Origin of the sequence: Agrobacterium rosae, assembly GCF_002915175.1 — a bacterium.
In the GTDB taxonomy this organism is placed as follows: Bacteria; Pseudomonadota; Alphaproteobacteria; order Rhizobiales; family Rhizobiaceae; genus Agrobacterium; species Agrobacterium rosae.
Genome location: NZ_NXEJ01000010.1, coordinates 104,188 through 130,112 on the forward strand (window position 1 = coordinate 104,188; position 25,925 = coordinate 130,112).

Consider the following 25,925-nt stretch of genomic DNA (forward strand, 5'->3'; position numbering starts at 1 on the left):
ACGAGCGGTTACGCTTTGAAAAAATGTACCGCTCCCCTAACCGAAATAGAGACGCTATCGCCGAGATTGAGGCCTTCATTGGAGGGAATATTGACGTAGAAAGACGATCCGCCACTATGGAGAGTGATCTTTGCAGCGAAAGCTGGCCCGCAGAAGCTCATTTCATCGACCGTGCCCGAAGGCTGACTACTGCTGGGGGTTCTTGCTAAGACGATCTGTTCGGGGCGGATCATGACCTGGGCATGGCCGCGATATAGGGGGTCATCGACGGGCAGCCGGCCAAGTGCACTGTCAGCATAGCCCCCTGAAACCTCCGCTGGCAGAACAATCGCTTCGCCCAAGAAGTTTGCCGTCACAGGATCTACCGGATGAGCATAAAGCTGCTGAGGCGAGCCGACCTGAGCAAAAATGCCATTTCGCATCACTACAAGCTGTTCGGCAAATGCAAATGCTTCTGCCTGATCATGCGTGACGAGGATGGTCGGAATACCCGCAGCAGACAGCACGTCTGTTACAGCCTTTCGGGTTGCGACCCTCAAGCCGGTATCGAGCGCCGAAAACGGTTCATCCAGCAGCATCAAACGCGGCTTTCGCGCCAATGCGCGGGCCAGCGCCACGCGTTGTTGCTGGCCGCCCGAGAGCTGATCGGGTTTGCGCGAGAGCATGGCGCGATCAAGCCCGACCATGTCCATCAACTCAGCCGCCTTGCCATGTCTGACCGCACGTTCGGCATTAACGCCGAAGCCGATATTGTCTGCCACAGAGAGATGTGGAAACAGACAGCCGTCTTGCGCCACGATGCCAATATTTCGGCGATGCGCTGGAACCTGATGGCCATCACCGGCGATCATCTCGCCACCAAGCGTTATCGTTCCCGAATCCGGGACATCAAAACCGGCCACAAGCCGCAGTAACGTGGTTTTTCCACATCCAGACGGGCCAACGATGGCGGTGCGGCTGCCCGCCTCGACAAAAAGATCGACGCCATCCAGCGCGACCACCGAGCCATAGGATTTGCCGACGGCGTGAAGCTTCAGAAATGTCATCGACCGGAAATCTTTCTGGATTGGTTGTGCAGCAGAAATGTCATCGGCAGAGAAAAAAGCACCATTAGCGAGGCATAGGGAGCTGCACCGGCATAATCGATTTCGTTTGTCATTGCCCAAAAAGCCATGGCGAGTGTGCGGGTGCCATTCGGTGCCAGCATTTGAGCCGCCGTCAACTCGTTCATGATGCCGAGAGCAGCAAGCGCCGCGCCTGCCGCTGCACCCGGTGCGGCAAGCCGTACCGTTGTGGACCAAAGCGCACGCGTTGGCGACCGGCCAAGACTAGCCGCAGCCTGTTCCAGTTCAACGGGCACCTTCGTTATTCCTGCGCGAAGGCTGACCAGCGCACGAGGTAGAAACATGACGACATAGGCGAGAACGATAGTGGAAACGGTTTGATAAAGTGGCAAAATAACCCTGACCGTCACCGTTACCAGCGCCAGCGCGACGACCACGCCCGGCATGGAGCTTGCCAGATAATAACATTTCTCCAGCAGACCGGAGGCGCGCGTCGGGCGACGGACGGAAAGCCATGCAATCGGCACGGCAGCCGCAGTGACAACGATGCCACCGATCAAGCAAATCTCCATCGTCTGCCAGAGTGCCAGACCAATTGTACCAACCTTCCACACGCCTGCCCCACCAGCAATGAGCCAATGCCCAAGCGTCAGAGCCGGAACGCCGAGCGAGAATGCGGAAACGGTTATGATCATGGCAAAAGCCGGATATTTCCATCGGCCCAGCGGAACAGTGCGGTTGCGGGCTGAGACACCCGAACCCACGCGCGCACTGCGGCCCTTACCGCGCAATCTGGCTTCGAGGTACAGAAGCAAAATGCAGCAGAAGACAAGGACGACCGCCAGCATGTTTGCCGCAGCCCCGCTATAGGTCGACTGGAACTGATCCATGATCGCGGTCGTGAACGTATCAAAGCGGATCATGGCATAGAGCCCGTATTCGGCAAGCAAATGAAGGCCAACGAGAAGCGCTCCGCCACAGATTGCCAGACGCAATTGCGGCAACACGACACGGCGAAATACCGCAAAGCGGCTCAACCCCAACGATTCCGCGCAATCTTCAAGCGCTGGATCCAGCAATCGGGTCGCTGCCGATACGGGCAGATATATAAAAGGAAAATAGGCTACGACAGATATTGCGATGCCTGCAGGCAAACCATTGAAGCCCGGCCACAAACCGATCCAGGCATAGGAATGCACAAACGCCGGCACCGCCAGCGGCGCAATGGCCAGCCACGACACCAGCCGGGCACCGGGAAGATCGGTCCGTTCCGTCAACCAGGCCAGCGTCACCGACAGTATGATGCAAATGGGAACGGTAAAGAGGATCAGCAGGACCGTATTGACCATAAGATCACCGACGCGGGCACGGAAAATCAAGTGTGATGCCGCTTTCCAACCGGTTTCGATGCCTGCCCATAACACAAAGCAAAACGGCAGAAGCGCAAGAAACGCAACCACGATTGCGATCAGGATTGTCCATGGCACCTCGACCACCAGACCGGGTCTGGAGATGGAGAATTGACCGGTTTCCACGACAGATTTCATTCGGGCCTCGAAATCGAAAAGTCATCGCAGGCAAGCTGCGATGACTTCTGTCTGACAGTAATGATTTAGAGCAGGCCAGCCGCCGTCATCAGATCGGTGACTTTGGCATTGTTGAGCGTGGAAGGCTCAACCTTTGGTGCCTGGAGATCGGCGATTGGCACCAGTGCCTTGTTGGAAGCTTCGCCATTTCCCACGGCATACTCGAAGGAATCTCCCTCACGCAGGATTGTCTGGCCACCCTTGCCGGTAACCCACTTCAGGAAGGCCTGAGCCTGTTCCTTGTGCTTGGAAGACGCAAGCACGCCACCGCCCGACGTGGAGAGAAAAGCACCCGGGTCCTGATTTTTGAAGTAGTGCAGCGCGACGTTCTTGCTATTTTCACCCGTCTTCGCCTGATCACCGAAATAGTAATAATGATAGATCAAGGCGCCTTCGACTTCACCGGCATTGACAGCCTTCATGGCTGTAGAATTACCGCGATAGGCCTTGAAGTTTTCCTTCATGCCTTTCAGCCATGTCGTGGCTTCAGCCTCACCCTTTAGCTGTACCAGCGCGCCAATGATGGCTTGGAAATCAGCACCCGTTGGAGATGCGGCCCAACGACCTTTCCATTCCGGCTTTGCAAGGTCGAGCATCGACTTCGGCAATTTGTCTTCTGTCAGCTTTGTGTTGTCATAGGCAAATACGGTTGAACGGGCTGCAATGCCAACCCAATGACCGTTCGCAGGGCGGAACTGCTCAGGAACCTGATCCAGTGTTTCCTTGGCAACGGGCTCGAAGAGACCTTCGCTTTCCACCAGCGCCATCGCCGGAGAGTTTTCTGTCAGGAACGCATCGGCCGGAGAATTGGCACCTTCCTGAACGATCTGGTTGGCAAACTCCATGTCGCTGCCCTTGCGGAGCGTGACCTTGATACCTGTTTCCTTCGTGAAGGCTTCTGCCCAGGCGTTACCCAATCCTTCGTGTTGCGCGTTATAGACGACAATGCCATCGGTATCCTGCGCACGCGCTACGCCAGCAAGGCCCGTCGCGGCAAGCGCAGCCGCAATCAAAAGGTGTTTTCCAGATCGTTTAGTCACGTCGTTCTCCCGATCAAAACAGGCCGCTGCGGACCCTATTTCCCGTGCAATTTGTGTATCCGAATGCGCGAATGAAACGCGCTTAAAACTATTCGGATAAACTCCACTTATACCCGTGGATGGTTTCGGGCCATGGGGACTAAAGTCCCTATCAGGAGAATGGGACGGGAACCGATTATTCGAGGATCAGCCTTTTGATCGCGCTTCGCGCAGGTAGATGGCAGCCTCGGTCCTATTGCGCAATTTCAGCTTCTGGAGGATGCGGGTCATGTTGTGCTTGATGGTTTTTTCCTGAAGGCTCAGCAGCCGAGCGATTTCCTTATTGCTATTGCCCGCTGCAACAAGCTCAAGAATTTGCTCTTCGCGGGGTGTCAGGGTGGCAAGGACTTGCGCCGGATGGTTGACGGTTTTCAGTCCGGCCATAACGTTTCGCGTCGAAGATGACGCCCCACAACCATCATCAGCTGCAACGGTCGAAATGACGTTCACAAGCTCGGATACGCCAACCCCTTTGAGCACATAACCCTTTGCTCCCTCAGCAAGAGCTTGCGCGATATCGGAATCGTGTCCCGAAGCGGTCAGCACAATCACCGAAGCCGCAGCGTCCCGGCGCAGAATGACGCGCAATGCCGAGTGTCCGCCACCCGGCATGGACAAATCCAACAACATGATATCAGGGCGGTGTTGGTCGAATAATGAAATTGCATCGGCGGCGCTGGCACCTTCGCCAACCACTTCGAAACCCGGCTCATCTTCCAGACTACGGGACAGACCACTTCGAAAGATGGGGTGATCGTCGACAATAACGATTCTGATCACATGCGGTCTCATGAACTAGTGACCCTCGGCAGGGTCATGGTGATCGACGTGCCTGATCCGATAGCAGAGACAATCGTCAATCTTCCGCCCAGTCCTGCGGCCCGCTCCTCAAGACCGGCCAGACCGAGGCCGTCCTCATCATCACGCCTGACAAAACCGATACCGTTATCCCGGACACCAATAGTGATTTCGCCATTCGTTTCGGTGGCGGAAACAGCGATCTCGACGGCCTGCGCATGCCGGGTGGCGTTGCTCAAGGCTTCCTGAAGGAAACGATAGATACAGATTTTCATTGCCTGGGATGAGACCTCCAGCGGAGCGATATCCGATTGTATAGATCGACCCGAGTGCTTTTCGTGTGTAGTAATCAACCGGCGAACCACGTCTTCACCGGAAAGCCCTTCAAGCTCTGGCAGGTTCAGTCCTCGACAGATACCCCTGATTTCTCTGACGGCTTCATCGATGGAATGTTGCACCATGGCTTCGTCGTCATCTCTTGCCCGTCCGGTGCGGATAGCCTCCAGCCGTAACGCTGCAAATCCTAGCAGCTGAGCCGGGCCATCGTGCAGCTCAGCAGATATCCTGCGAAGATATCGCTCGTTCAGTGCGGCCGTGCGCTGCGTTGCCTGATCGACACGTTGGCGCAAATCTCTGTTCACCTCTAGCATCCGCGACAACTCCGTGACCTGCACATGCAGAGATCGTTTCTGCGCCTCGATCAAATGGCTGCCTTTTGCGACGATACCGAACAGCAACACCAACATGCCTGCGGTTACCCCGGCCACCACCAGCCAGCTCTCATAGCGGACGTTGTCCAGCTCCGACATCAGATCGGCAGAGCGCTCATAAAATTCCGCGACCGCGATAACCCGGCCGGACACCGCGTCACGAATGGGGCTGTGGATTTCTAGCAGCACCTGGCCACTGCGCTTTTCTTCTTCATGTTCCTCACCTTCCAGATCATCGAAAGCGGCATGAACCGTGCCATTGAACGCAGTAGAAAGCCCAAGCGACCCTTCAAAGGTCTTACCAATCAACCCTGGTTCGCTGCTGAAGACGACCCTGTTGTCTCTGCCCCATATTTTGAAGGAAAACAGTTCACCTCTTAGAGGCCCCTGGTTGAGTGTGTCGAGAATTTTGCCGCGCGCATCATCGCTCAAAGATGAGCTGGTCGCCAGTTCCTGTGTCAATGGCGAGACGATGCCCGAAACATAGAGGGCAGTGCCGCTCGCCATGTTCCTAACGGCCGCACTCTCGATCTTCGATGTTACCCATAGCCCGATCAGGATCATACCCAATAACAGAACGATCATACCCGCAAAGGCAAATTGCCACGCAAGCGTTGGGCGACGGCCAGACAAACTAACAAACTCGCGCCCAGCAAAATATCCCATAATCGTTCCGAACCCGCAGCTTATATCATCGACAGTTCGTTCCTGAAGAACACCGATTGCAAGTAAACCGTAGTTTTTATGTACTATGACGGTCCTATTGCAACCCAAAGCCATCAGGGGCTTTTGCTTACGAAGGCCAGGGTGGTCGTGACAATGCCTGATAGGCGCTCCCATAACACGGCCGGACAGGCGTGAAGAAGTTTACAATCGCCTCGGAGAGAAAACAAAAGCCCTCTACGACGTTTTTGCTTTCCCTTGCAAGGCAGTTTCATTTCTCCAGCGATGTTCTAATTTATTTCCAGCTTGCTGCGTTCGTTAGGATTACAGCCTGCAGGGTACATTCCACGCTTTTGATGGGATCAGAACCATCGACAACATAATCTGGCTTAGCTTGGCCGCTAGTTTGTTGAAACCCTTTGGCATGAGCCGCTACTATTAAGCTGCTACCTCCAGTGCTTAAAGGCCGTCTCGCGCGACCTGTTGGATCCAGTGTTGCTATCGGCAAAACCTGCAAAAGCGGAGTTTGCAGCGGATGGCGTGAAGCTCCATAGTCGAGACAAGGAAAGGAGATATACGATGCTTTTGAAGAAGTACCGCGAAAACAAGGATGCCCTGAAGAAGATTGGCCGGGAAGCTCTTGCCGAGAGCCGTCGCAGGGGTTTGTCGATCTCCGCCAAGGACGAGCAGAACGAGGCAAAGGATCGGTCGGCAAGCGGGCGCACGGATCACGCCCCGGCGACAGTGAGGTAGTAGTCGCTTCAGGCCGGAATTGTCATGCATCCTCCTTGCAGGGTCGAATGGCTCCCGCAAGTCTTCCGTGTTCACGAAGCTCGATCTTGAAGGTGTCTGGATCAACGCTGATAAAATCGCCAAGGCGATTCCCTCGGACTGCAATGGCAGATCGACCGACATGCAGGCTGGCAGTGCCGCACTCATGAAAATTGGCGAGATGAAAAGAACCCGGCAAAGCTTTATCTTCGAGACGACACTGAGCAGCCAGCAATCAATACGGTTGATGCAGGAAGCAAAGCAGGCTGGGTTCACAGTAGGACTGTATTACGTCGCCCCGGATTCCGTTGAGACGAATGTCGAGCGCGTTAGGCAGCGTGTCCTCAAGGGCGGTCATGACATTCCTGAAGAAAACATCCGCAGGCATAAAGGATCGCTGATGAAGCTGACCGAGGCCCTGAGGATCGCGGATGAAGTCCCGCTGATCGATAACAGCAGCCTGGAACCTCATGAGGTCATCGCGATCAGCTCCGGGGTGGTCCAGTCGTTCGACATCGACGACAGTCAAGAGCTGCACGTTCAGATGACCGCCAAGGTCTGCGAGGCTTACGATCTCGTCCGCGTGCAGGAGGGCTTCCGATCTACGCACAAGGGCAACAAGGCACTGGAGAAACATGGTTAGAAGCGTTTCAGCATTCAATGCCTGCTGGCAAAAATGAGCGATGACCATCTCTTGGGAAATTGGGCGTTTTTCACGCAAACGCTCTTCATCACAGTGCTGTCCCAAGTACAGCCGAACGCATGAGGTCGTACGCAGTCCTTTGACGAGGAAGGGAAAATAACTCTTACGGCATGCGGTCTCGGGCAACGTCGACCATTCGCTTACCACAGTAGACTGTCGTCTTTTCACACCGCCGTCGCTTTATGAAGCTAGTGCAATCGCTTTTCCGGTTTGTGGATGGACAATCACATGCATCGAAATTCCATAGATACGCTTCAATTCTTCCGTTGTCATAATTTTTTCCGGCGCTCCCCGCGCTATAAGCCTGCCGGAATGCAGGGCAATGATATCGTCACAGAAGCGAGCTGCCATGTTGACGTCGTGCAGAACCAAGACAATAGAAATCCCCTTCTCTCTGGATAGCGTTTGGATGAGTGACAGGACTTCGATCTGATGGGCAATGTCGAGCGCCGAGATTGGCTCATCGAGCAACAGACACTCCACATCCTGCGCCACAAGCATCGCGAGCCACACACGTTGATGTTCGCCGCCCGACAGCGTGTCGGCCAGCCGCTCCTTCAGCGCTCCAGTATCGGTCAGAGCTATGGCTTGCTCGACCTTATCACGATCAGTCGTTCCAAACTGTCCAAGTGCTCCATGCCATGGGTATCGACCCAGTGCCACGAGTTCTTTGACCAACATTCCCGACGTCGCCGGCATATGTTGCGGCAGATAGGCAATCTTGCGTGCCAGCGGACGCCCGCCCCAATTCTCAAGGGGCTTTCCTTGAAACAGCAACCGGCCTGCGGTTGGTTTGACTTGATGGGCCAGAAGTTTCAGCAGGGTGGATTTCCCGGAACCGTTGTGGCCGATCAGTCCGATCGTTTTTCCCTGCTGTAATCGAGCGTGAGAGTGTCAAGCAGCGTATTATCACCCACACGCAAACTGACCTCTGCCAATTCGAAACTCATCTTACATGTTCCTGCCTGTTGAAACGCTGGTTCGTCATCCTCGTTCGTTTCGCTGAATGAGCCAAAGAAGCAGTGGCCCACCTATGAATGCGGCCAGCAGCCCTGGCGACATTGGCCACGGCCAAATCAGATTGCGCCCTAACCAGTCGCAAAACACCATCAGCAAGCCGCCAAGCAAAGCGCATCCAACGAGGGAGTCTGCGACCCGACGAAATCCGATCATCTTTGCAAGATGCGGCACCATGAGGCCAATAAAGCTCAATGGACCGATGACGATTGTGGCGGCAGCAGTTGCGATCGAGGCCGTCACCAGCACCAACGCGCGGGATGTCTTCATCGGCACACCGAGGCTGGTAGCAGTCGGATCACCTAGAGAGGACACCTCCAGCCAACGATGGCACAGGACGCCAGATATGAGCGTAAGGATTGCGACCACGCTTACAGCAAGCGCCTCGTCAAGGCTAACACCGCCCGTAGACCCGGCAAACCAGCTTAACAGAGCGGCAGCTTTCGGGCCGCCGCCAGCGAGCACAAGAACCAACAGCGAATTCATCGTGCTGCCGAGACCGACGCCGATCAGCAGGGTTCGTTCGGGATGGAAGGCGTTGCGCCAAGAAAGAAGCACGACGAGGCCCAGCACGAAGACGGCACCGACCGAGGCCACAGCGAATTTCGACCAGATGCTGGCTGCAGGCAGCAGGATGATGGCAAAGGCCAAACCAAGACCGGCGCCATGGCCGATCCCTAGCAGATCGGGACTGGCAAGAGGATTGCGCAAACTGCGCTGAAGAATAAACCCGGAGATTGCCAGACATGCGCCTGCACCAACGGAGGCAAGAACGCGTGGCAGACGCCAATTCACGGCTGGCTCCATATCGGAAAGCGTAGCGACCTGCCATCCCATTTGTGACTGCCCGACAAAGAACGCCATGATCGTCACGGCGATGAGGAGGACGGCCAGAATTCCTGTCAACTGTGCGGTGGACCGGATTTTGATCGATGACTGTATAGGCGCGATGTCATGATGCGGCAGCGATGGCTTACGATTACGCAGAGCAAGAGAAACAAGCAAAGGCCCGGTTAAAAGCCCGGCTCCGGCTCCCACTGGAATATCGCCAGCATATTGCGACAGAAGGCGCACGAGTTGATCCGCAAGCAGCAACAGCACGGCACCAGTTACGGCAGACCGCAAAAGTCTGGTATTGTTGTTCGGCCAGAGCGTCCTTGCCAGCGCGGGCGCAGCCAGACCGATAAAGCCGATGATCCCGAAATTTGCCGTGACGAAAGCCGCAAGCATGGAGGCGCAGGCCAGAGCAACGATCTTCATCGTTGTTGATGACACACCGAGCGTCTTCGCCGTTCCATCCCCAAGCGAAAGAAGCGTCAACGGTCGCTGCATGAGGAAAACAGCGCCGGAGATGACAGCGACCTGTGGAAGCAACATGGTGAGGCCGCGCCAGCCGCTCTGTTGCAACGACCCGGCCTGCCAACGCAGAAGATCGGTGAGGAAATCGTGATTGAACAAGACGAGAAGCGAATACAGAGCGCCGCAATATAAATTGACGACGACACCTGCCAGAATGAGAGTGTTGGAGGCCATGCCCCGCCCGAAAGCCACGCCGAGAACCATCATAAGCGCCAATCCGGCACCTGCCAGCGCAACGACTTCGGGGCCGGAGCGCCACAATGGCGGTGCGTAGAGGAGGCTGGCAGCCAAAGCCAGACCTGCACCGGACGAGACGCCGAGGAGACCCGGTTCGGCCAGTTGATTGTCAAGAACCTGCTGAAAGACGGTGCCACCAAGTCCAAGGGCGAAACCTGCGACAAGAGCCACGACTATGCGGGGCAGCAATCCATAATACACTAGCGCTTCAGATGGCGTTGAGATTTTGGCAGAGCTGAGAAACGCCCACCACTGCGCGGGTGGCAGGGAATGGCCAAGTCCGTTCAGGGCAAGTGCTGATGCCGTAATAGCGATGAGCAGAAAAAAGACCGTACCATTTCGTGGCAGGCTGTTGGATGCTGACGGTGTGCTCTTTATCAACCCGCTCCCTCCAGCACTGAGGTCATGGAAACCGCGAGGTGTAAGGCAGAAATACACCCGCCAAATGGATAAAACTGTCTAATCCAATAGGTTCGGCCTTGTCCGACAGCCGGAAGCGCCTGCCACAGGGCGCTTTTCTCCAGGCCTCTGGTCGTCTGCTGCCTCAATACCGGAATATCGATCAGAACGAAAATGTCCTCTTCCATTTCGAACAGCGCATCGAAACCGGTCTGGAATACGCCTGCTGCATTGACCGGCCCTTGCCATGCGTTCTCAAGTCCAAGCCTTCGCAGGACAGCATCTGGCAGGCTGCCTTTTCCGTAAACGACAACGCCTCGACCCGTCTGGTCTGGTAGCAGGACGCACACACGCCGGGACCGGCTGGGCAGTCGTGCACGCAACGCTGCAAAGTGCGTAATCCCTTGCGCTGCAATGGCATCCATTCGGGACGGCTCAACTCCTGCGGCCTTTCCGGCATGATGCAGAATGTCGATTGAGAGATCGTAGCGGTCTCCAGCGGCAATGTTCTCCGGAACGGTTTCTACCCGGCCAATACGGGCGATATCTGGGGTCATGATGAGACTGGCACTGTTTATCAGGATCAGATCGGGCGCGATTTCGGCAAGAAGCTCGCGGTTGATCTCCCAGAATGGACCGATATCAAGAACATTATCCGAAAGCGGCAGCGGCATTCTCTGGCGGAAATATCCGGTGTCCGAAACAGCCGCTGGTGTAACGCCCAGAGCCAGTAAGGATTCTGCCGCTGCCCAGTCTATCGCAACGATGCGGGAAACATTGCCCGAGGCAAACGCATTGCTTCGCATTCCAATCAAGGAGACAAGCGAGAGAGCCAGAAAATGTCTACGCGACTGCATGGCGTATCCGGGCTGCGAACCGCCCGGAAACAAATTATTTGTTACAACCGGCGACCTCAAAAATTCACCTTGAGGCGACCGATAACACTACGGCGATCACCTTCATAGCAAGACATACTGTCTTCGCATGTCGTGTAATATTTCTTATCGAACACATTGGTGGCGTTGAGAGAAACGGTTGCGTTATCGCTCACCTTGTAGCTGGCTCCCAGATCGAGCAGGGTACGGCCATCCACCTTCACGGTGTTGGCGTTGTCACCGAAACTATCGCCGACATACCGTACACCACCACCGATCGACAGACCCTCCAGCACGCCGTCGTAAACGGTGTAGTTCAGCCAGGCGGAGGCCTGATGTTCAGGTACCAGATAGGGTGTCTTGCCTACAAATCCTGAATTGTCCTTCGTAATCTCGGCATCTGTCCAGGTATAGGAGCTTGTCAGGTCCCAGCCATTTGCGATGCTGAACTTGCCTTCCAACTCCACACCGCGTGACTGCACTTCGCCGGTTGCGACAAAGAAATTAGTCAACGCGCCGGCACCGTCCCGCTCTGGCGTTAATACGTTCGACTTGACGATATCAAACCATGCCACCGTAAACAGCGCATCGATGCCCACCGGTTCATATTTTACGCCGACTTCCCACTGGCGTCCGGTCGATGGGTCGAAGCCAGTACCGGAGGAAGAGACGCCGGTGTTTGGCACGAAGGATTCTGCGTAGCTGACATAGGGAACAAGGCCCCACGGCGTCTTATAGCTTAGCCCGGCCCGACCGCTGAAATTGCCGACGTCAAGAGACGAATTCGTGCTTGAGAGTCGATTGTTCGTGTCGATGTCAACCCAATCGTAACGACCACCAATCGTTGCAATTAAGTTATCCGTCAGATTAATCCGGTCGTGCGCGTAAAGCCCGATCTGCTGATATTTTTCCTTGTAATTGGCGAATGCGGTGGTGGGCTGCGGAATGCCGACGCCATAGACCGGGTTGTTCGGATTTAGCGAAGGAGCCGATCCGCTATAACGCTTCACATCGGCGTCCGAGCGCGCATAGTCCAGGCCCAGCAGCAGTTCATGCGCAAAAGCTCCGGTGTCGAAGTTTGCCTGCGCCTGATTGTCTATCGTCAGCGCATCGAGGCTCTCATCAAAGCGGCGGGTGCCGCGGATTAGATTGCCGAAAGCATCCATTCCGGTGGCCAGAAGATTGTCGAGCTTGAATTCTGCGTGGCCGTAACGCAGGTTTTGACGAACGGTCCACGTGTCGCTGAAGCGGTGGGAAAACTCGTATCCGATCGTCCCCTGTTCCTGGACACTTTTGTTGAAGGTATGATCACCTATCAGCGTATTGGTCGGCGTGAACATCAGGACTGTGCCGCCACTCTTATCGCGCAGTGCCTGCCCAGTGACGGTGAGCGACGTGTCTGAATCCGGCGCCCATGTGACCGAAGGCGCGATCATCAGCCGGTCGTCGCCAATATCGGTCCCATCGGAATACTGGAATTGCGTGTTGCTGTTCCGTGCAACGCCGGTCACCCGGTACATGACGGACTTGTCGTCATTAACCGGACCACCAAGATCGAACCCGACCTGTGCACGCTGGTTGCTACCATATTCAACCTCGACCTCGCGGACCGGTGTGTCTGTCGGCTTCTTCGAAATCTTGTTGACGATGCCGCCGGCATCGCTTTGACCGTAGAGCGAAGATGATGGACCTCGCAGTACTTCTACCGATTGAAGCTGATAAGGGTCGGTCCGGAAGAAGCTGTAACCGCTCGAAATCTGGCGCAGCCCGTCAAGATAGGAACTGGTGGACTGGGCGTTAAAACCGCGCATCATGATCCAGTCATAGCCTTTTGGATCAGGGCCATAGGTTTCGATCGTCACACCGGGGACATATCGTAGGATTTCGGAAACGGATTGCGCGTTCTGTGCGTCGATCTGTTTTCGACCTACAACGGAAATGGATTGTGGCACTTCGACAAGAGGTGCATTCGTTTTTGTTCCGGAAGAGCTATTCGCCACCACGAAGCTGTTTACACCGTTTGTGGCTCCATCAACGATGATGGTCTCCAGCACAGTCAATCCATCGATCGAGACATTCGCTCCCGAAGCAAGCGGCCCAGAAGCGGCGATCGCCACGGTCGTCGCATTCGGGAAGGAATATGTCAGGCCCGAACCCTTCAGAATGCTGGCAAGCGCGTGCTCGCGTGTCGCGTTTCCAGAAAAACCGGGCGACGATTTTCCAGCGGCAATTGATGCGAGATAGGTGATCTGAAGGCCTGTCTGGCGACCAAATGTCATCAGAGCTTGATTGAGCGGTCCGGCATTGATCGAGAAATTCGTCTGCGCCGCCGCCTGCGCGAATGCCGTCCTTGCCGTCACACCGATGCCCAAGCCGATACTGGTGCTCATCATCAGCGTGGTAATCAGCGCTTTGCGTTTGCCATTTGTTTTACGTCCGTTCCCCGACAACTGCACCATAGCCCCTATTCTCCTGCTCGATCGTGTTAAGGGGTGCGTGCCGTAAGCGTCGGTATCGTAACCCCTGTAGCTATTACAAACGGGGCTCCGATTTTTTCTCTTTTTTTCGGAATTATTTTTAGACGGGCGAAATGATCGTCAAATTGGACGATATACGTCTGACCTGCGCGCCAGCCGGAAGCACCACGGCCTCGAGCGCGCGTTGGGGATTGCGAAGGTCAAAGAGGCCGCTGATCCGCTGCGATCCGACAAACGGGTCAGCGATCACGATCCTACCAGGATACCAACGACTGATCCTCGCGATGAGGGCCGATACAGTTTCCCGCTCGGCCACAATAACATTATCGCGCCACACAGCGATCTGCGCCAAATCGCGCGTTCCACGCTGGATGCCGTCCGACGAGGGATCAAAGGACAGCCACTCTCCCTGTCTCAACCGCTCGCCGGTTTCCCGCGACGACACCGATGTGCGGGCCTCTACGATGCCGTGGTCGACAGAGATTGTCAGGATGCCTGCATCATTGGCAACATCGAAAGCTGTTCCAATTGCCGTTGCGGTCAAGCCAGCGGTCTGAACGACGAAGGGTCTGCGGGGGTCTCGGACGACATCAAAAAAGGACATGCCTGAAAGAAGGTCGATACCACGTTTTTCGGGCGTGTAATTCACGGCAATTGCACTGTCTGGCCCAAGTGTCGCAACGCTTCCATCCTGGAGCTGGAAATCGCGGATTTCACCTTTTGCGGTAAAGTAATCTGCCTTGGCCTGGAGAATTATGGAAGGTCCATAGATTGTCCCGGCTAGTGCCGCGCCAAGACCGACAGTGCCACCAATGACAAAATTGCGCCTCGTCAGTCCTAGTCTTTTGCGGTTTTCGGCCGTTGCGCGGTCGGTCAGAACCTTGCCACTCATACCGTGGGCATCTGCCACACTGGACCAGGCCTCCTCATATTCAGGGCCACGCTTGCGCCATGTCCTGATCATTTCGAGGGTTACTGAATTGCCGGGATCTACCTGCAAACGAATGACGAGATCAATGGCCTCATCAAGCAGTCTTTGGGGATCTGGCGCAGCAACATTCATGCGTGTTTTCCGGTTTCAGGCACCAAAGCGATGTCATTGCGCATTGCCCTTAGCATCTACTACAAACGAAGCACCGCGATTTTCTCTTGATGCAACCAAAATAAATCACATCCCGCCGGTTCGTATCACAATATGGCGATATGCGTCCCGGATCAAAGCCCACGTGCGCGAGGTGGACAACCCGACTTCCTGCCCGACGTCACTGATGGTGCGCTCACCCAGTCTGTGCAATTCGAATGCGCGGCGTGTGCGCTCCGGAAGTTCCGCAAGCGCTTCCTCTGTGAGCCGCAGCCTCTGACGGTCATATACCACCGTGTCAGGAAGCGGAGATGGATCGACGATATTTGTAACGCTTTCATCGCCAAGATCGACCGTGTCCATCAGGCATTCCCGCCGCTGATGATTTATGCCGAGATTGCGTGACACTTGATAAAGATAAGCCGCCGGATTGGAATTGGTGACATTTTCTGCCGGTGGCACCAAAAGTACGCGCAGAAACGTGTCCTGGGTAATGTCAGCAGCCGTCTCTTCGCTTAGCCCGCGCCTGCGCAGTGAACGGGCAATGCCGTTTGCATGGCGAAGGAAAAGTCCGTGCACATCCCAGGCCAATTAACGGTGGCCTTCTCTGGCGACATACGAACTATTTTCTGAAGCCACCAGACGACATGTTGAGACCACATCAAGCCCGTGGCTTGCCTTATTTGAGTTAGTAACACGTATCAGTTTGTTCATTTTCGCGGCTTCAAGTTTGGAGTCCCATCGTTATGCGAGACATTCCAATGCTTTAATCCCCTGTGTAAACATGCTGCAAGCTTAGTTTCTTAGAGTGGTTCTAGTCTACAAGAATGGCGTGTTTTCAAAATTAGAAGAAACATGTGTAGAATTATCAAGTTTTCAAATAGATAGGCATTCAGCGATAGGAAGCCTGAATGGATGCATCTGTAGCTATGTCGTTTATCAATCACGCGTTTCTTGGCTCACCGTTGCGCTTACGCAACAAAGCGATGACAGATATATAGACACTTGAAGTGGGGAACTCGATCAGGTGCTAGCTACTTTGCATCGGGTCAAAATGATTGGTAATCGCCTTGAACGGTTACGAACCGAAGACACATGAACCGATACTAAAATGTAAGAGTTTCTGAATATGTTTTGACGTCATGAACACTTTGAATGGCGGAAATTTCTAACCGCCACTCTCTAATTCCGACAAGTTTTTTTTACATCGGTGGAACGACGCCATTGGTGCCGACAACGACACGACCGCTCGACATCGAGCCATCGGCTGCCTTCTCAGATGGCACGAACACGGTGGCACCTGCCTTGAGATCGGCTTCGGTAGCAGGCGCGAATGTCACGACCGGCGTACCGTCAGGGATCGAAATCTTCTTTTCCTTGCCCTTATAGGAGACTGTTACGGTGCGGCCATCGACCGATTTGACCGCATCGGCGACAGTGGCATTGGTCATGGAGCTGTTAGGCTTCAAATCCCAGGCATAGCTGCCTTCGCCGGTGCCCTTCATGGCGGCTGGGAAAATCAGCACTTCGAGCGCGCCGTCACCACCGCTTGCAGTTGGCATCGAAGCAATTCCGACAAAATCGCCCGGCTTGATGTCGTCGACCGAGGCTTTGGCGACGCTCGAAACTTTCCAGTCATCCTTGAGCATGATCTTCGCGTCCGTGCCTTCGCGCGTCTTGACCGATAGGGTTTTACCCTCGAAGCTTTCGACGGTGCCACGAACCCGCACCTGATCGGCGGCCTGCGCTGCGAAGCCCGCAGACATGGCCAGCAGCGTACCTGCGATGACCGATGTGCCGGTTCTGGAAATAATCTTGGAAATGGATAGCATATCTTCTTCCTTTCAGAGCCCTATCGTTTAAAACAACCGGCAGATGCGGGTTGGAAATCCGCCGGTTTTTCACAAGAGACGGCAAATCCTGCCGGCCTAATGAACATCAGATGCCGGCGTACCACTCGTAGCCGCGGTCTTCCCAGAAGCCGCCATTACCGCCGTAGATGCCCGATAGATCGGCGACGGCTTCCATGCGCATGAGGTATTTCGCCTGCTTGTAACCAAGCTGCCGTTCGACCCGCAGCCTGAGCGGCGCGCCATGCGGCACTTCCAGATCATGACCGTTCATGGAATGGGCGAGGATGGTCTGGGGATGGAACGCATCGACAAGATCGATGCTTTCGTAATACCAGCCGCTGCCATCAAGGGACTTTTCGTATTCGTCGGCGCAGTGGAAGACGATGTAGCGGGCTTCCGGCTTCAACCCCACCTTGGCCAGAAGTGCACCGAGCGGCACGCCGGTCCACTGACCGATGGCGCTCCAGCCTTCGACGCAGTCATGGCGGGTGATCTGCGTCCGCGATGGCATCGCCTTCAGCGCGGCAAGCGACAGTTTTGTCGGCTTTTCGACTAGGCCGCCGATTTCCAGTTGCCATTGCGAGAATTTTTGGTTGAGCAATTCCTGATATTGCGGGCTATCGGGCATGCTGGTGCCGTTTGCGCGAAAGGTCGGTGAGATGTCCGCCACGGTGAATTCCCGCGCCAGCGTGTTATCCCCGAGCAACAGACGCTGTGTGCGCATCGTTAGCCCCTCGGCCATGCGCAAAGCCTGTTGCACCGTGGGGTTCTCGACCAGCGCATCGCAACCGCTGAGCCCAAGCGCCGAGGCTGTCAGTGTTGAACCAATCAGAAAGCGGCGGCGGGTAATGAGGCGGCTCATGGCTTCGGCTCCACATGAATGGCGTAACGGCCCGTGATCATCGAACGCATGTTGTTGAAGACACCGGAAACCAGCACCATAACGACATGGACGACAACGAAGGCGACAAGTGCGTTAGCGGTAATGAAATGCAGCGTGCGTGCCGATTGCCGCCCACCGAACAGATCGAGCAGCCATGGCGCGAAAGCATCAAACCCCGGCGACATGGTAAGGCCCGTGCTGATCATCATCGGCAGCAGCAAAAAGATCACCAGCAGATAGGTGAGCTTTTGAAGCGCATTGTAATGGCGGGCCTGCTCACCTTTGGGAAAGCGCAGGCGTGCGTGGTCGGCAATCTCGTGGCCGAGATGGCCAGGTGTCAGCTCATCTCGACGGGGCAGTAAGTCCCGGCGAAAATGCCGGGCGATGAAACCGTAGACCATATAGATCAGCCCGTTGATAACGAACAGCCATGCGAAGAAAAAGTGCCAACGGCGACCGGTGGCAAGGTCCTGATAACTCGGCAGCGTTGCCCAGGCCGGAAAACCGCGGGCGGTCGGCTCGCCATCGACATTGGAAACGCCAAGCACACCTGTCGTATTGAAGGAAAGGCTACCGATACGAGTAACGCCTTTGACAGCATCCCCGTCCCGGACCGCCTCCATGGAGATAAAGGAGGGATCATTATCGGCACCGTACTGGCCCCAATAAAGGTTTGGATGGGCGTTGAATATTTGCAGGCCGCTGAAGAGGAGCACAGTCATGCACAGAACGTTGAGCCAGTGTGACAAGCGCACGGTCAGGCTATGACGACGGATGAGCATGCGTGTTGTCGGGGCGGGCTTGGCGGAGGCGTCCATGGCTTTTCCTCATGACTACGGGTTCGGTCTAGACGCGGTGCCCTCGCAAATATGCGAGGGCACCGAGAGGTTACTTCATTGCCTCGCAGGACTTCATCATGTTGGATTTCTTCATGCTGTTCTTTTCCATGCCCGCTTTGTGCATACAGTCAGCCTTGCGACCGCTCATCTTCATGCCGTCGGTCTTCATGCTATCTTTGCTCATCGTGTCGGTCTTCATGGCGTCGGGCTGCTTCATCGAGTCCATGCTGGTCTGTGCCTGGGCTGCGCCGGTCGCAAGCGAGAGGCCGAGAAGGGCTGCAAAGGTGGCAGTGCTGAAAAGCCGAATTGTCATTGTGTTTCTCCCAGTTGATGTGCCCGCCGCACTCCACGGCTGTGGTTCACAGGAGATCATTCGGCCGCCAGCCGAAGCGGTTACAGTCATCACGGCTATGTGATCGCGTTTTCTAATCCGCGCCTTCCTCGCTTTTATTTCCGCCGGCGTGTAACTGTTTTTGTGCTGGCCCGTATGAGACGGAAACGACATGAAGCAGCTTACCGAGTCTGAACTGAAAGCGCTGATGCTCTTGTCTCTCGACGGAGACGAGGTCGCATATCGCTGCCTGCTCGATATGCTGCGGCATCTGCTGAGAAATTATTATGCCCGGCGGATTGGCCGTTCCGCTTCTGCCGATGTTGATGATCTGGTGCAGGATGCGCTGCTTTCGCTGCACCAGCGACGCATAACATATGACCGAGACCGACCGTTCACGGCCTGGTTCTTTACCATCGCCCGCCACAAGTTGGTGGATCACCTTCGACGAAGCGGACGCCGTTCGCACATTGGGTTGGAGGCGGTGGAGGAGATTGAGGACGGCTACAGCGAGGACGCGGTATCGGCTACCATGGATGTGAACCGACTGCTGGCCAGTCTCCCCGCCTGGCAAGGTACGATGATCAGGCAGGTGCGACTGGAAGGCCTTTCGGTTGCAGAAACGGCCGCCAGCGGTGGCAAGACAGAGGCGATGGTGAAGATCGGTGTCCACCGGGGTATCAAGGCACTGGCTGCGAGATTGAGAGGCGAGCGTGGCTAAGATGGATGATTTCATGGATGGCTTGGCGAGAGACCTGCGGCCCGTACGCAAGGGCGCGCTGGGCAAGTTGCTGGTACTTGCTATCCTGCCGGGCCTGGCACTATCAGCAGCATTCATCCTGCTCGGCCACGGTTTGAGGCCCGACATTTCTAACGCTATTTCGCTGCCCGTTTTTTGGGTGAAATCCGCCTATCCGCTACTTCTGTCGATTGTTGGCGTCATTGCGCTGATGAAAGTGGCGCGCCCCGGTGGAAGGCCAGTGGATGCGGCGCTCCCGGCGCTGATCATCTATGGGCTTGTCTTCGCAATCGGCGTTATACAGCTCAACACGGCGTCATCGCCTGAGGAGTATCGCAAGCTGGTGACGGGCGTTTCCTACTGGTTTTGCCCGCTGATCATCCTGGCATCCGGTGCCCCGCTGATGGCAGCGACCTTTTGGTTCCTGCGACGCGGCGCCCCCACCCACACGCGTCTCGCCGGTCTCATTGCTGGCTTGACAGCAGGTTCAATCGGGGCCTGGGTCTATAGCTGGGGCTGCATTGAAAACGGCCTGACTTTCGTCTCCCTATGGTACACACTTGGGATCGCGTTGTCTGGGCTTCTGGGGGGTATGCTCGGGCGATCCTTGTTGCGCTGGTGAGAATTCGCCGTCCAATGATTAAACCTTGTGTGAGAGTGATGTTCGCTTTGTTGCGAGTAGGATCGCAGCTGTCTGGAACCATCAGCATTGGCGACAGTACTTTTGCCTGCGAGGGCTTGCGAGTCAGGGGCGCACTATTCGTCTCGTTGGAATTGAGTAAATCGACGTGGCTCGTGACAGCTTTATGGCCAGGAAGCGAAAAGATGTCTCGCCATACAGTTACAGGAGGCGACACCGCCGGACCATTCTTGTGTTTTGCCGCACTTCGCCAGAAGGCCACGCGGCGTAAAGACAAGCTTTATCCGATGGTGGTGATCCAGGAGGCCGGACTGGATGGCTTTTGGCTAGGACGAGTGCTCAGCAAGGAACCTTGGATAGAGAGCCACATTGTAGAGGCCGCATCGATTGCCATGCCCCGCCGCCATCGCCGGGCAAAGACCGAGCGCATCGACGGCAAAACGCTGATCCGCGCTTTGATGGCATGGCAACGTGGCGAGCCCCGCGCGTGCTCGATGGTCGAACTTCTTACACCCGAGGCGGACGACAACCGTCGTATCGGGCGGGAGCGGAAAACTCTGATTGCGGAACATGTCTTACACGTCAATCGCATAAAGGGACTGCTCTTCACTCAGGGAATACGAGATTACGAGCCTGTAAATCGAGGACTGTGGCTTTGGCCCGCAAGGTGCTCGTTGCGCTTTGGAAATATGTTGCTTCAGGCGTCGTGATCGAAGGTGCAATCATGAAAACCGCCTGACATATAAAACGGCTGCGAGAAGTAAATTCTAATCCTCAGAGCGTGATCAGCCTTGACGGATCCAGGTGAACGGACCGGGATTCCTTTTGGCTTCAACTGCCGGTCTTGAGATTGGTCCCGTTCTCCTGAGCCCTCGCCCGCGAAAGCGGGAAATTGGTGTCTGCCGTTGAAGCGGCGACCGGATGTGAGGTTGTACAGGCTCGATAACGAGCCGGTAAAGCGATGGGCTCAGACCGCGGATCCGCCTAAGAAGGAGAAATTCGATGCCACTCGAATAAACAATTGACAAAAATCCTGATGTGAATGGAATCGAACAGTCGTTCACGTAGATAATAACGTTGGTGGAGTTCATTAAACTAGCAGCAATTTATTTCTGCAGTGACAGCGAGTACCGGGTATGCCGACGTTCACCCGTACGCGTCATTGCACCGATCCCCACTAGCTGCTGAAGGTCGCGTGTTGCTGTAGCGCGGGATGTCTCTGTGATAGAAATGTAGTTTTCGGCACTTAGCCCCCCCTTGAAGCCTGCCGTGCCTTCCTTGAATATACGCGCGACTACCTTTTCCTGCCGCTCGTTCAACCGGTCTCGAAAACGATCATAGAACTTTGCTTTCTGAATGAAGAAATCTATGCGCTCAAGCGTCGCCCGTTGAGCATCCAGGATCGTTTCTGAAAAGAAAATGATCCAGTCGGTGATATCGAGCGTACGTTGGTGCCGCTCAAGCTCAGAGTAGTAGGCCTTCCGGCTCTTCTCAATTGTAAAGGCGAGTGAAATGAGGCTTGGCTGCCCTACGTTTTGCGCCAGCGATTTCTCAGCGAGCGCGCGCCCAATTCGGAAGTTGCCATCCTCAAATGGATGTATGCTTTCAAAGTACAGATGGCCTACTGCTGCACGCGTCAAAGCTTGAAGCGACGTTTGGCCATCTGGCCCGGATTGATTGAACCATGCGATGAAAGTCTCCATCTCACCGGTAACCTGGCGAGACGGAGGAGCCTCGAAGTGGATTGTCGGCTTATCCAATCGACCGGACACAATCTGCATGGCGTGTTCATGCGTCCGGTAAGCGCCAACCGTTTCAATGTATCGGTTTCCCGCCATCAACATTGAATGCCAATGGGACAGTCCGTCATGACGCAGCGGCGTATGCCAGCTTCGATAGACATCCGCCATCATCTCGGCGATCCCCCGCTCTTGTGGGCGGATCTGTCTATCATCAGTGCTTAGCCCGAACTGCCGGCGGAGCGATGACTGAACACTCACGCGGTCCAGAAATTCCCCCTCAATTTCTGAGGTCTTGACCGCTTCGTCGCTCAGCAAGTCGATGCGAAGTTGGTTGCTGTCGTCCTCGTTGAAATGTCGAACGGCACCGATAACCTCGCCAGCGGATTGCAAGAATTTTTGCTCTAATGGTACCACGCTTGCGGTGTCGTACCTGAAGTTTGGCCAATCAGTTTTTTGCCAGTTCCATTTCATGAGTGATACCACCCCAATCTATAACTCATGATTATTCAATAAATGAGCTATTGCAAGCCCATCTATCGCTCAGCACAACAAACTACGGCTCTCCCTTCAAGACGGAGCAATCAACAGGTGAGCACTTACCCTGAACATATTTTGTTTAACGGGCGCACCCTATTTCCGCTCGCCCTCGGCATTGGTATCGAAAGAAACGGAATGACCATGACCAAACACGACCTTTCATCACGTCATTTTCAGCGGAAAATTTCGGAGTTCTGCGAGCTTCGTTTCGCTCCGATCGCATCCAGGCGAGTGTTGAAGAATACGGCCTTATCTAGCCAGTTTGATCATCTACCGGAAATCGCCTGCGTGTATGAATGGTCATATCGACTGGACGATGATCGGTCAGGCCTGTGGGATCGGGGCTACGGCTGCCTCCTCGACTGACTTCTGCTTTTCAACGACGAGAAGCGTGTAGACGATGTGTGCAAAATCTTCGCCGCGATTCATGGGTACCCTCCAGAGCACACGATCGTCACACAGAGGACCCGGCGCTGCAAGGTCATCAAAACGAACGCCCCGTTTTGATCGCAAAGACTGATCCGACCTTCTATCTGCCAGACCGTCGGCTGGACCCCAGTCGTTCGGGGCGTTCCGATTTTGAATCTCCCCGATCACATACATCGTGGAGACAGGATGCTCTTCTGGATATCAATGGCTGTCACCGCTCTGGTGGTGGTCTCTGCGACCGCTGTCCTAGGCTTCTGTCAAGCCGAAGCCGACATGCTCCATCTCGGAGCCTATTTCGTGCTATTGGCCGTCGTCGGAATTCTGATTTCCCTAGCATTGCTCCTATGGCTCCGGCGACGATAGGTTGCTTGCCATTAGGTCCCGCATGGAAATCCGCTCGTCACCCGGATACAGGAGCAATGCTTTTGGCATCAAGAGTGATCAGAAGTGCGACAACGGAAGCTGCGACCGTGGCAAACAGGAACGCGACGAAAAAGACGAAGATAGCCCTTGCCCCGCCCATTCCCAAATCCTGAATAAACCACCGGATCTGAGCCTGCGCATACCAGACACTGGTAACAGCGATCGTAATGAGGCCAGCGAGCGCTCCCTCCTCTCGCGGCATGCTGAAGAAATCGAAACCGAGGACAAGGACGAAGGCGAAGGGAGCGGCAATATAGCACTGGCTGAAGAATGGTGGGCGAAGCGAGTTGCGTGTGATCCTGATGTTCTTAGACCGCAGCAGCGTCACAGCCATGCACAGGGGATAGATCCCGAAAATCACCCCACGCGCGATGAGGAGGTTGGATGCGGAACCGAGTTCCCGGGCTGCGGCCGTGGAATCGTAGATCGAGGGCAGCGCACTTGAGAGCCCTTGCGACAGCAGCAAAGTGATCAACAGGAACAGAGGTGGACTGAGGGTGTCCTCGTACTGGTCTTCCGGCTTGTCGGCCAGTTCGGTGTCCGCGTAGCGCATCATCTCCAGCGGCCTGACGATGGAGCGCCACATGGTCACAGGATAGAACACCAGCCACGACACCAGTTCGTAGAGCAGTTCTTCGAGCGACTTCAGCAGTTTCATGAAGTCCAAAGGCTCATTCCTCCTATCAGACGCAAACGTGTAAGTTCGCTCTTTTACCAGCGACAGCCGCGTGCGTCACGGTGGCCGTGGTTCCAGGTATTACCGTTTATAATTTTCGTGAGCATGCTCTCCACTGATTATGTTCGCGATCCGGGTAACGACGAGAATGCCCCTAGGATGGGATCGGAGGTTCAGGCACAACTAGCCCTCGCAACGATTTCAGAATAGATACGTTGAAAATCAGTTTGTGCTAACATAAGACCCTAGGAGCCGATCGATGAGGATCACGAAAAGCCTGACATTGAGTGTAGCCCTTCTCGCTGCCGTGCCGTCCTTCGCGGATGACACTAGACGCGAGGTCGTTCATTTCTCTGCGGCATCGTCGAGGTCCACCATCAAGTCTTCAGTCAAAGGCTACCAGACCGTCCAGTACTCGCTCTCTGTCACGGCTGGCCAGAAGATGAGAGTCCAGCTCGATGCAAAGAATTCCAGCCTGTATTTCAATATAACCGCGCCGGGTGCCGATGCGGCCATGTATAACAGCTCGATAGACGGCAACGGGACAACCATCACGATCCCTTCAAGCGGAAAGTATCTTATCGACATCTATCTCATGCGCAATGCGGCGAGGAGAAGCGAGGCCGCAACCTACGACCTCACACTCTACGTCGAATAGTCAATCCAGACATCGAGAAAGTTGTATTGGGGGGAACACGGCATGAAAGCGTCAGGGACGTTATCCGGGCAGGATTTGCCCTTCTATGATGGCATGCCTGTCGAGATCAAAGGGACGGGCTGGCTCGTTCTCGTCACATCAGTCTTGGTCGCATTCCTGGCGCTCACCCTCATTCCGCTGCGCAGTTTCCCCTACAATCTCGTTCCGACGCTTCTATTCGTCGCCATACCGGTTCTGGCTCTAAGGGTCGTGGCTGGGCGACGCTGGACCTGTCTTTTCCGTGCGCTCCATCTTCGATCTTTTGTACTCATGTTGCTATTCGGATTAGCCACACTTGCGGGGTCGATGGCTGTCGGGTGGGTTCTGCAAAGGTTTTTCGAGCTGCACTCCAATCCGGTTGCAGACGCGATCGCGGCAATGTCGGCCGTGCAGATCGGGGAGGCATTCATCGCCACCAGCATTCAACTGTTCGGCGAGGAAATGTTCGGGATATTGCCCTTCCTTGCTGTGCTCTGGCTTTGCGTGAAGCATCTGCACATGTCGCGGAGGTCAGGGATCCTGATTGCCCTCGTCGTCTCGGGACTGCTCTTTGGAGCCGCGCACCTGCCGACCTACGATTGGCATTGGGCTCAGTCCCTGATCGGGATCGGGTCTGCTCGCATCATCCTCACGCTCGCCTACATCGCCACCAGAAACCTCTGGGTCTCGGCTGCCGCCCATATCATCAACGACTGGGCGGGTTTCGTTTTCGTGCTCGAACTTGGCCATGTGCCGATCACTCCGGAGGCGTAGAGAAGCCGACAACATCGCCGTGTTTTCCAGTGGGCATTTTCTAAGAGTACTAGCCGCACGATGGCCCGGACTGGCACCCCGGTCACCGCGCTGATTTTGCCCTCGGCACTGCGAGCGTAAGCGTGCTCGGCTATCCGGCAGGGCCGGCTTATCCCCGTCCTGGAAAGCCTCGGCCGTGAAGAACCTCCTATCAGCGCAGTTTATCCTACCCGTCGCCATGTTTCGCCAAAGGTGCGCCGATTTGTTGAAGCACTGCAGAAGACTTGGGCTGGAGGTCCGCCATGGGCGTAGAGTTTCGTCCGCGTGGTCCGCTGCAACATCACTTTCAAAATCCGACCAGGCCATACCTCACCATAAGAAGCACGACACCTTGAGGCTGGACGTGCAAATGTGTACGGAGGGCATCAGACAACCACAATAAGTGAGAGGAAATGCTCCGTTTTTTAATGCTAATAGCCCTATGCTTGAGTATCAGCGGATGTGGACTGACGAAGGTGCCGGATTTTATTCACGATCGCGACGTGAACAGGTTGGATGCCGTAGGCGTTACCCTGGAAACCGCCA

Annotated in this window: 22 protein-coding genes and 4 pseudogenes; 9 read left to right on the forward strand and 17 right to left on the reverse strand. The window is 55.3% G+C overall.

From position 1 onward, the window contains the following. Nucleotides 1-8: 8 nt before the first annotated feature. The 5 genes from CPJ18_RS21915 to CPJ18_RS21935 form a co-directional block, all read right to left on the reverse strand. Nucleotides 9-1,046: an ABC transporter ATP-binding protein gene (locus CPJ18_RS21915; RefSeq protein ID WP_103660018.1), complete on the reverse strand. Its 1,038-nt coding sequence runs from the start codon at nucleotides 1,044-1,046 to the stop codon at nucleotides 9-11. Further along, nucleotides 1,043-2,611, reverse strand: a complete 1,569-nt coding sequence (locus CPJ18_RS21920) for an ABC transporter permease (protein WP_103660019.1) — start codon at nucleotides 2,609-2,611, stop codon at nucleotides 1,043-1,045. The genes CPJ18_RS21915 and CPJ18_RS21920 overlap by 4 nt, the downstream gene beginning before the upstream one ends. Before the next feature lie 65 nt (nucleotides 2,612-2,676). Then, a complete protein-coding gene (locus tag CPJ18_RS21925; RefSeq protein ID WP_167397958.1) occupies nucleotides 2,677-3,690 on the reverse strand; it encodes an iron ABC transporter substrate-binding protein in 1,014 nt (337 codons plus the stop codon). Between the two features lie 186 nt (nucleotides 3,691-3,876). Then, the gene (locus tag CPJ18_RS21930) at nucleotides 3,877-4,509 is read right to left on the reverse strand and encodes a response regulator (RefSeq protein ID WP_245445456.1); all 633 of its coding nucleotides are present in this window, start codon (nucleotides 4,507-4,509) and stop codon (nucleotides 3,877-3,879) included. A gap of 8 nt (nucleotides 4,510-4,517) precedes the next feature. Further along, complete coding sequence (locus tag CPJ18_RS21935; RefSeq protein ID WP_167397959.1) at nucleotides 4,518-5,903, reverse strand: sensor histidine kinase; 1,386 nt, start codon at nucleotides 5,901-5,903, stop codon at nucleotides 4,518-4,520. Between the two features lie 576 nt (nucleotides 5,904-6,479). Here CPJ18_RS21935 and CPJ18_RS26890 point away from each other — a divergent pair. Both CPJ18_RS26890 and CPJ18_RS21945 read left to right on the forward strand, forming a co-directional pair. Beyond that, on the forward strand, nucleotides 6,480-6,653 hold the full coding sequence (locus CPJ18_RS26890; protein ID WP_167397960.1) for a hypothetical protein: 174 nt from the start codon (nucleotides 6,480-6,482) through the stop codon (nucleotides 6,651-6,653). Between the two features lie 19 nt (nucleotides 6,654-6,672). Beyond that, entirely contained in the window at nucleotides 6,673-7,314 is a 642-nt protein-coding gene (locus CPJ18_RS21945) for an ATPase (RefSeq protein ID WP_103660024.1), read from the forward strand. A 240-nt stretch (nucleotides 7,315-7,554) separates the two neighbouring features. On the opposite strand, the pseudogene CPJ18_RS21950 reads toward CPJ18_RS21945, so the two are convergent. The 10 genes and pseudogenes from CPJ18_RS21950 to CPJ18_RS21995 all read right to left on the reverse strand — a co-directional run bounded on the left by CPJ18_RS21950 (nucleotide 7,555) and on the right by CPJ18_RS21995 (nucleotide 18,707). Then, nucleotides 7,555-8,324, reverse strand: a pseudogene (locus tag CPJ18_RS21950) (ATP-binding cassette domain-containing protein). 34 nt (nucleotides 8,325-8,358) lie between these two features. Continuing rightward, entirely contained in the window at nucleotides 8,359-10,368 is a 2,010-nt protein-coding gene (fhuB, locus tag CPJ18_RS21955; protein ID WP_197710912.1) for a Fe(3+)-hydroxamate ABC transporter permease FhuB, read from the reverse strand. Next, nucleotides 10,365-11,243 (reverse strand): ABC transporter substrate-binding protein, encoded by an 879-nt coding sequence (locus CPJ18_RS21960; RefSeq protein WP_103660025.1) that lies wholly within the window; start codon nucleotides 11,241-11,243, stop codon nucleotides 10,365-10,367. The genes fhuB and CPJ18_RS21960 overlap by 4 nt, the downstream gene beginning before the upstream one ends. Before the next feature lie 56 nt (nucleotides 11,244-11,299). Then, nucleotides 11,300-13,720 carry a TonB-dependent siderophore receptor gene (locus CPJ18_RS21965; RefSeq protein ID WP_103660026.1) on the reverse strand — a complete coding sequence of 807 codons (2,421 nt, stop codon included), beginning with the start codon at nucleotides 13,718-13,720 and terminating at the stop codon, nucleotides 11,300-11,302. Nucleotides 13,721-13,838: 118 nt separating this feature from the next. Further along, a complete protein-coding gene (locus CPJ18_RS21970; RefSeq protein ID WP_077104624.1) occupies nucleotides 13,839-14,801 on the reverse strand; it encodes a FecR family protein in 963 nt (320 codons plus the stop codon). A gap of 105 nt (nucleotides 14,802-14,906) precedes the next feature. After that, nucleotides 14,907-15,410: a sigma-70 family RNA polymerase sigma factor gene (locus tag CPJ18_RS21975; protein ID WP_103660027.1), complete on the reverse strand. Its 504-nt coding sequence runs from the start codon at nucleotides 15,408-15,410 to the stop codon at nucleotides 14,907-14,909. Nucleotides 15,411-16,021: 611 nt separating this feature from the next. Then, entirely contained in the window at nucleotides 16,022-16,651 is a 630-nt protein-coding gene (locus tag CPJ18_RS21980) for a hypothetical protein (RefSeq protein ID WP_077123109.1), read from the reverse strand. A gap of 106 nt (nucleotides 16,652-16,757) precedes the next feature. Continuing rightward, entirely contained in the window at nucleotides 16,758-17,534 is a 777-nt protein-coding gene (locus tag CPJ18_RS21985; RefSeq protein ID WP_077123108.1) for a molybdopterin-binding protein, read from the reverse strand. Continuing rightward, entirely contained in the window at nucleotides 17,531-18,373 is an 843-nt protein-coding gene (locus tag CPJ18_RS21990) for a cytochrome b/b6 domain-containing protein (RefSeq protein ID WP_077123107.1), read from the reverse strand. Before CPJ18_RS21990 ends, CPJ18_RS21985 begins: the two co-directional genes overlap by 4 nt. 70 nt (nucleotides 18,374-18,443) lie before the next feature. After that, on the reverse strand, nucleotides 18,444-18,707 hold the full coding sequence (locus tag CPJ18_RS21995) for a pentapeptide MXKDX repeat protein (RefSeq protein WP_077104616.1): 264 nt from the start codon (nucleotides 18,705-18,707) through the stop codon (nucleotides 18,444-18,446). 190 nt (nucleotides 18,708-18,897) lie between these two features. On the opposite strand from CPJ18_RS21995, the gene CPJ18_RS22000 reads away from it, so the two are divergent. The 3 genes and pseudogenes from CPJ18_RS22000 to CPJ18_RS22010 all read left to right on the forward strand — a co-directional run. After that, entirely contained in the window at nucleotides 18,898-19,446 is a 549-nt protein-coding gene (locus tag CPJ18_RS22000) for a sigma-70 family RNA polymerase sigma factor (protein WP_077123106.1), read from the forward strand. Nucleotide 19,447: 1 nt separating this feature from the next. Then, entirely contained in the window at nucleotides 19,448-20,086 is a 639-nt protein-coding gene (locus tag CPJ18_RS22005; RefSeq protein WP_103660028.1) for a DUF1109 domain-containing protein, read from the forward strand. A gap of 86 nt (nucleotides 20,087-20,172) precedes the next feature. Continuing rightward, nucleotides 20,173-20,748, forward strand: a pseudogene (locus CPJ18_RS22010) (transposase); the annotation flags it as partial. Nucleotides 20,749-21,210: 462 nt separating this feature from the next. On the opposite strand, the gene CPJ18_RS22015 reads toward CPJ18_RS22010, so the two are convergent. Further along, nucleotides 21,211-22,317 (reverse strand): Fic family protein, encoded by a 1,107-nt coding sequence (locus CPJ18_RS22015; RefSeq protein WP_103660029.1) that lies wholly within the window; start codon nucleotides 22,315-22,317, stop codon nucleotides 21,211-21,213. Between the two features lie 201 nt (nucleotides 22,318-22,518). On the opposite strand from CPJ18_RS22015, the pseudogene CPJ18_RS27250 reads away from it, so the two are divergent. Further along, nucleotides 22,519-22,729 (forward strand): annotated as a pseudogene (locus CPJ18_RS27250) (hypothetical protein); the annotation flags it as partial. A gap of 483 nt (nucleotides 22,730-23,212) precedes the next feature. Here CPJ18_RS27250 and CPJ18_RS22025 read toward each other — a convergent pair. Continuing rightward, entirely contained in the window at nucleotides 23,213-23,902 is a 690-nt protein-coding gene (locus tag CPJ18_RS22025) for a permease (protein ID WP_103660030.1), read from the reverse strand. Between the two features lie 268 nt (nucleotides 23,903-24,170). Between CPJ18_RS22025 and CPJ18_RS22030 the strand changes: the two genes are divergently transcribed. From CPJ18_RS22030 to CPJ18_RS27255, 3 genes and pseudogenes are all read left to right on the forward strand, one after another. After that, nucleotides 24,171-24,569, forward strand: coding sequence for a DNA breaking-rejoining protein (locus CPJ18_RS22030; RefSeq protein ID WP_103660031.1), 399 nt, complete (start codon nucleotides 24,171-24,173; stop codon nucleotides 24,567-24,569). Nucleotides 24,570-24,611: 42 nt separating this feature from the next. Continuing rightward, nucleotides 24,612-25,361, forward strand: a complete 750-nt coding sequence (locus CPJ18_RS27750) for a CPBP family intramembrane glutamic endopeptidase (RefSeq protein ID WP_103660032.1) — start codon at nucleotides 24,612-24,614, stop codon at nucleotides 25,359-25,361. Further along, nucleotides 25,357-25,540, forward strand: a pseudogene (locus CPJ18_RS27255) (histidine phosphatase family protein); the annotation flags it as partial. The gene CPJ18_RS27750 and the pseudogene CPJ18_RS27255, both read left to right, overlap by 5 nt. Nucleotides 25,541-25,925: the final 385 nt, after the last annotated feature.

Excerpts from the sequence above, each read along its gene's own strand:
- CPJ18_RS21915 (WP_103660018.1), bottom strand. The coding sequence starts at position 1,046 with ATGACATTTCTGAAGCTTCACGCCGTCGGCAAATCCTATGGCTCGGTG.
- CPJ18_RS21920 (WP_103660019.1), bottom strand. The coding sequence starts at position 2,611 with ATGAAATCTGTCGTGGAAACCGGTCAATTCTCCATCTCCAGACCCGGT.
- CPJ18_RS21935 (WP_167397959.1), bottom strand. The coding sequence starts at position 5,903 with ATGGGATATTTTGCTGGGCGCGAGTTTGTTAGTTTGTCTGGCCGTCGC.
- CPJ18_RS26890 (WP_167397960.1), top strand. The coding sequence starts at position 6,480 with ATGCTTTTGAAGAAGTACCGCGAAAACAAGGATGCCCTGAAGAAGATT.
- CPJ18_RS21960 (WP_103660025.1), bottom strand. The coding sequence starts at position 11,243 with ATGCAGTCGCGTAGACATTTTCTGGCTCTCTCGCTTGTCTCCTTGATT.
- CPJ18_RS21965 (WP_103660026.1), bottom strand. The coding sequence starts at position 13,720 with ATGGTGCAGTTGTCGGGGAACGGACGTAAAACAAATGGCAAACGCAAA.
- CPJ18_RS21970 (WP_077104624.1), bottom strand. The coding sequence starts at position 14,801 with ATGAATGTTGCTGCGCCAGATCCCCAAAGACTGCTTGATGAGGCCATT.
- CPJ18_RS21980 (WP_077123109.1), bottom strand. The coding sequence starts at position 16,651 with ATGCTATCCATTTCCAAGATTATTTCCAGAACCGGCACATCGGTCATC.
- CPJ18_RS21985 (WP_077123108.1), bottom strand. The coding sequence starts at position 17,534 with ATGAGCCGCCTCATTACCCGCCGCCGCTTTCTGATTGGTTCAACACTG.
- CPJ18_RS21990 (WP_077123107.1), bottom strand. The coding sequence starts at position 18,373 with ATGGACGCCTCCGCCAAGCCCGCCCCGACAACACGCATGCTCATCCGT.
- CPJ18_RS21995 (WP_077104616.1), bottom strand. The coding sequence starts at position 18,707 with ATGACAATTCGGCTTTTCAGCACTGCCACCTTTGCAGCCCTTCTCGGC.
- CPJ18_RS22000 (WP_077123106.1), top strand. The coding sequence starts at position 18,898 with ATGAAGCAGCTTACCGAGTCTGAACTGAAAGCGCTGATGCTCTTGTCT.
- CPJ18_RS22005 (WP_103660028.1), top strand. The coding sequence starts at position 19,448 with ATGGATGATTTCATGGATGGCTTGGCGAGAGACCTGCGGCCCGTACGC.
- CPJ18_RS22015 (WP_103660029.1), bottom strand. The coding sequence starts at position 22,317 with ATGAAATGGAACTGGCAAAAAACTGATTGGCCAAACTTCAGGTACGAC.
- CPJ18_RS22030 (WP_103660031.1), top strand. The coding sequence starts at position 24,171 with ATGAGGATCACGAAAAGCCTGACATTGAGTGTAGCCCTTCTCGCTGCC.
- CPJ18_RS27750 (WP_103660032.1), top strand. The coding sequence starts at position 24,612 with ATGAAAGCGTCAGGGACGTTATCCGGGCAGGATTTGCCCTTCTATGAT.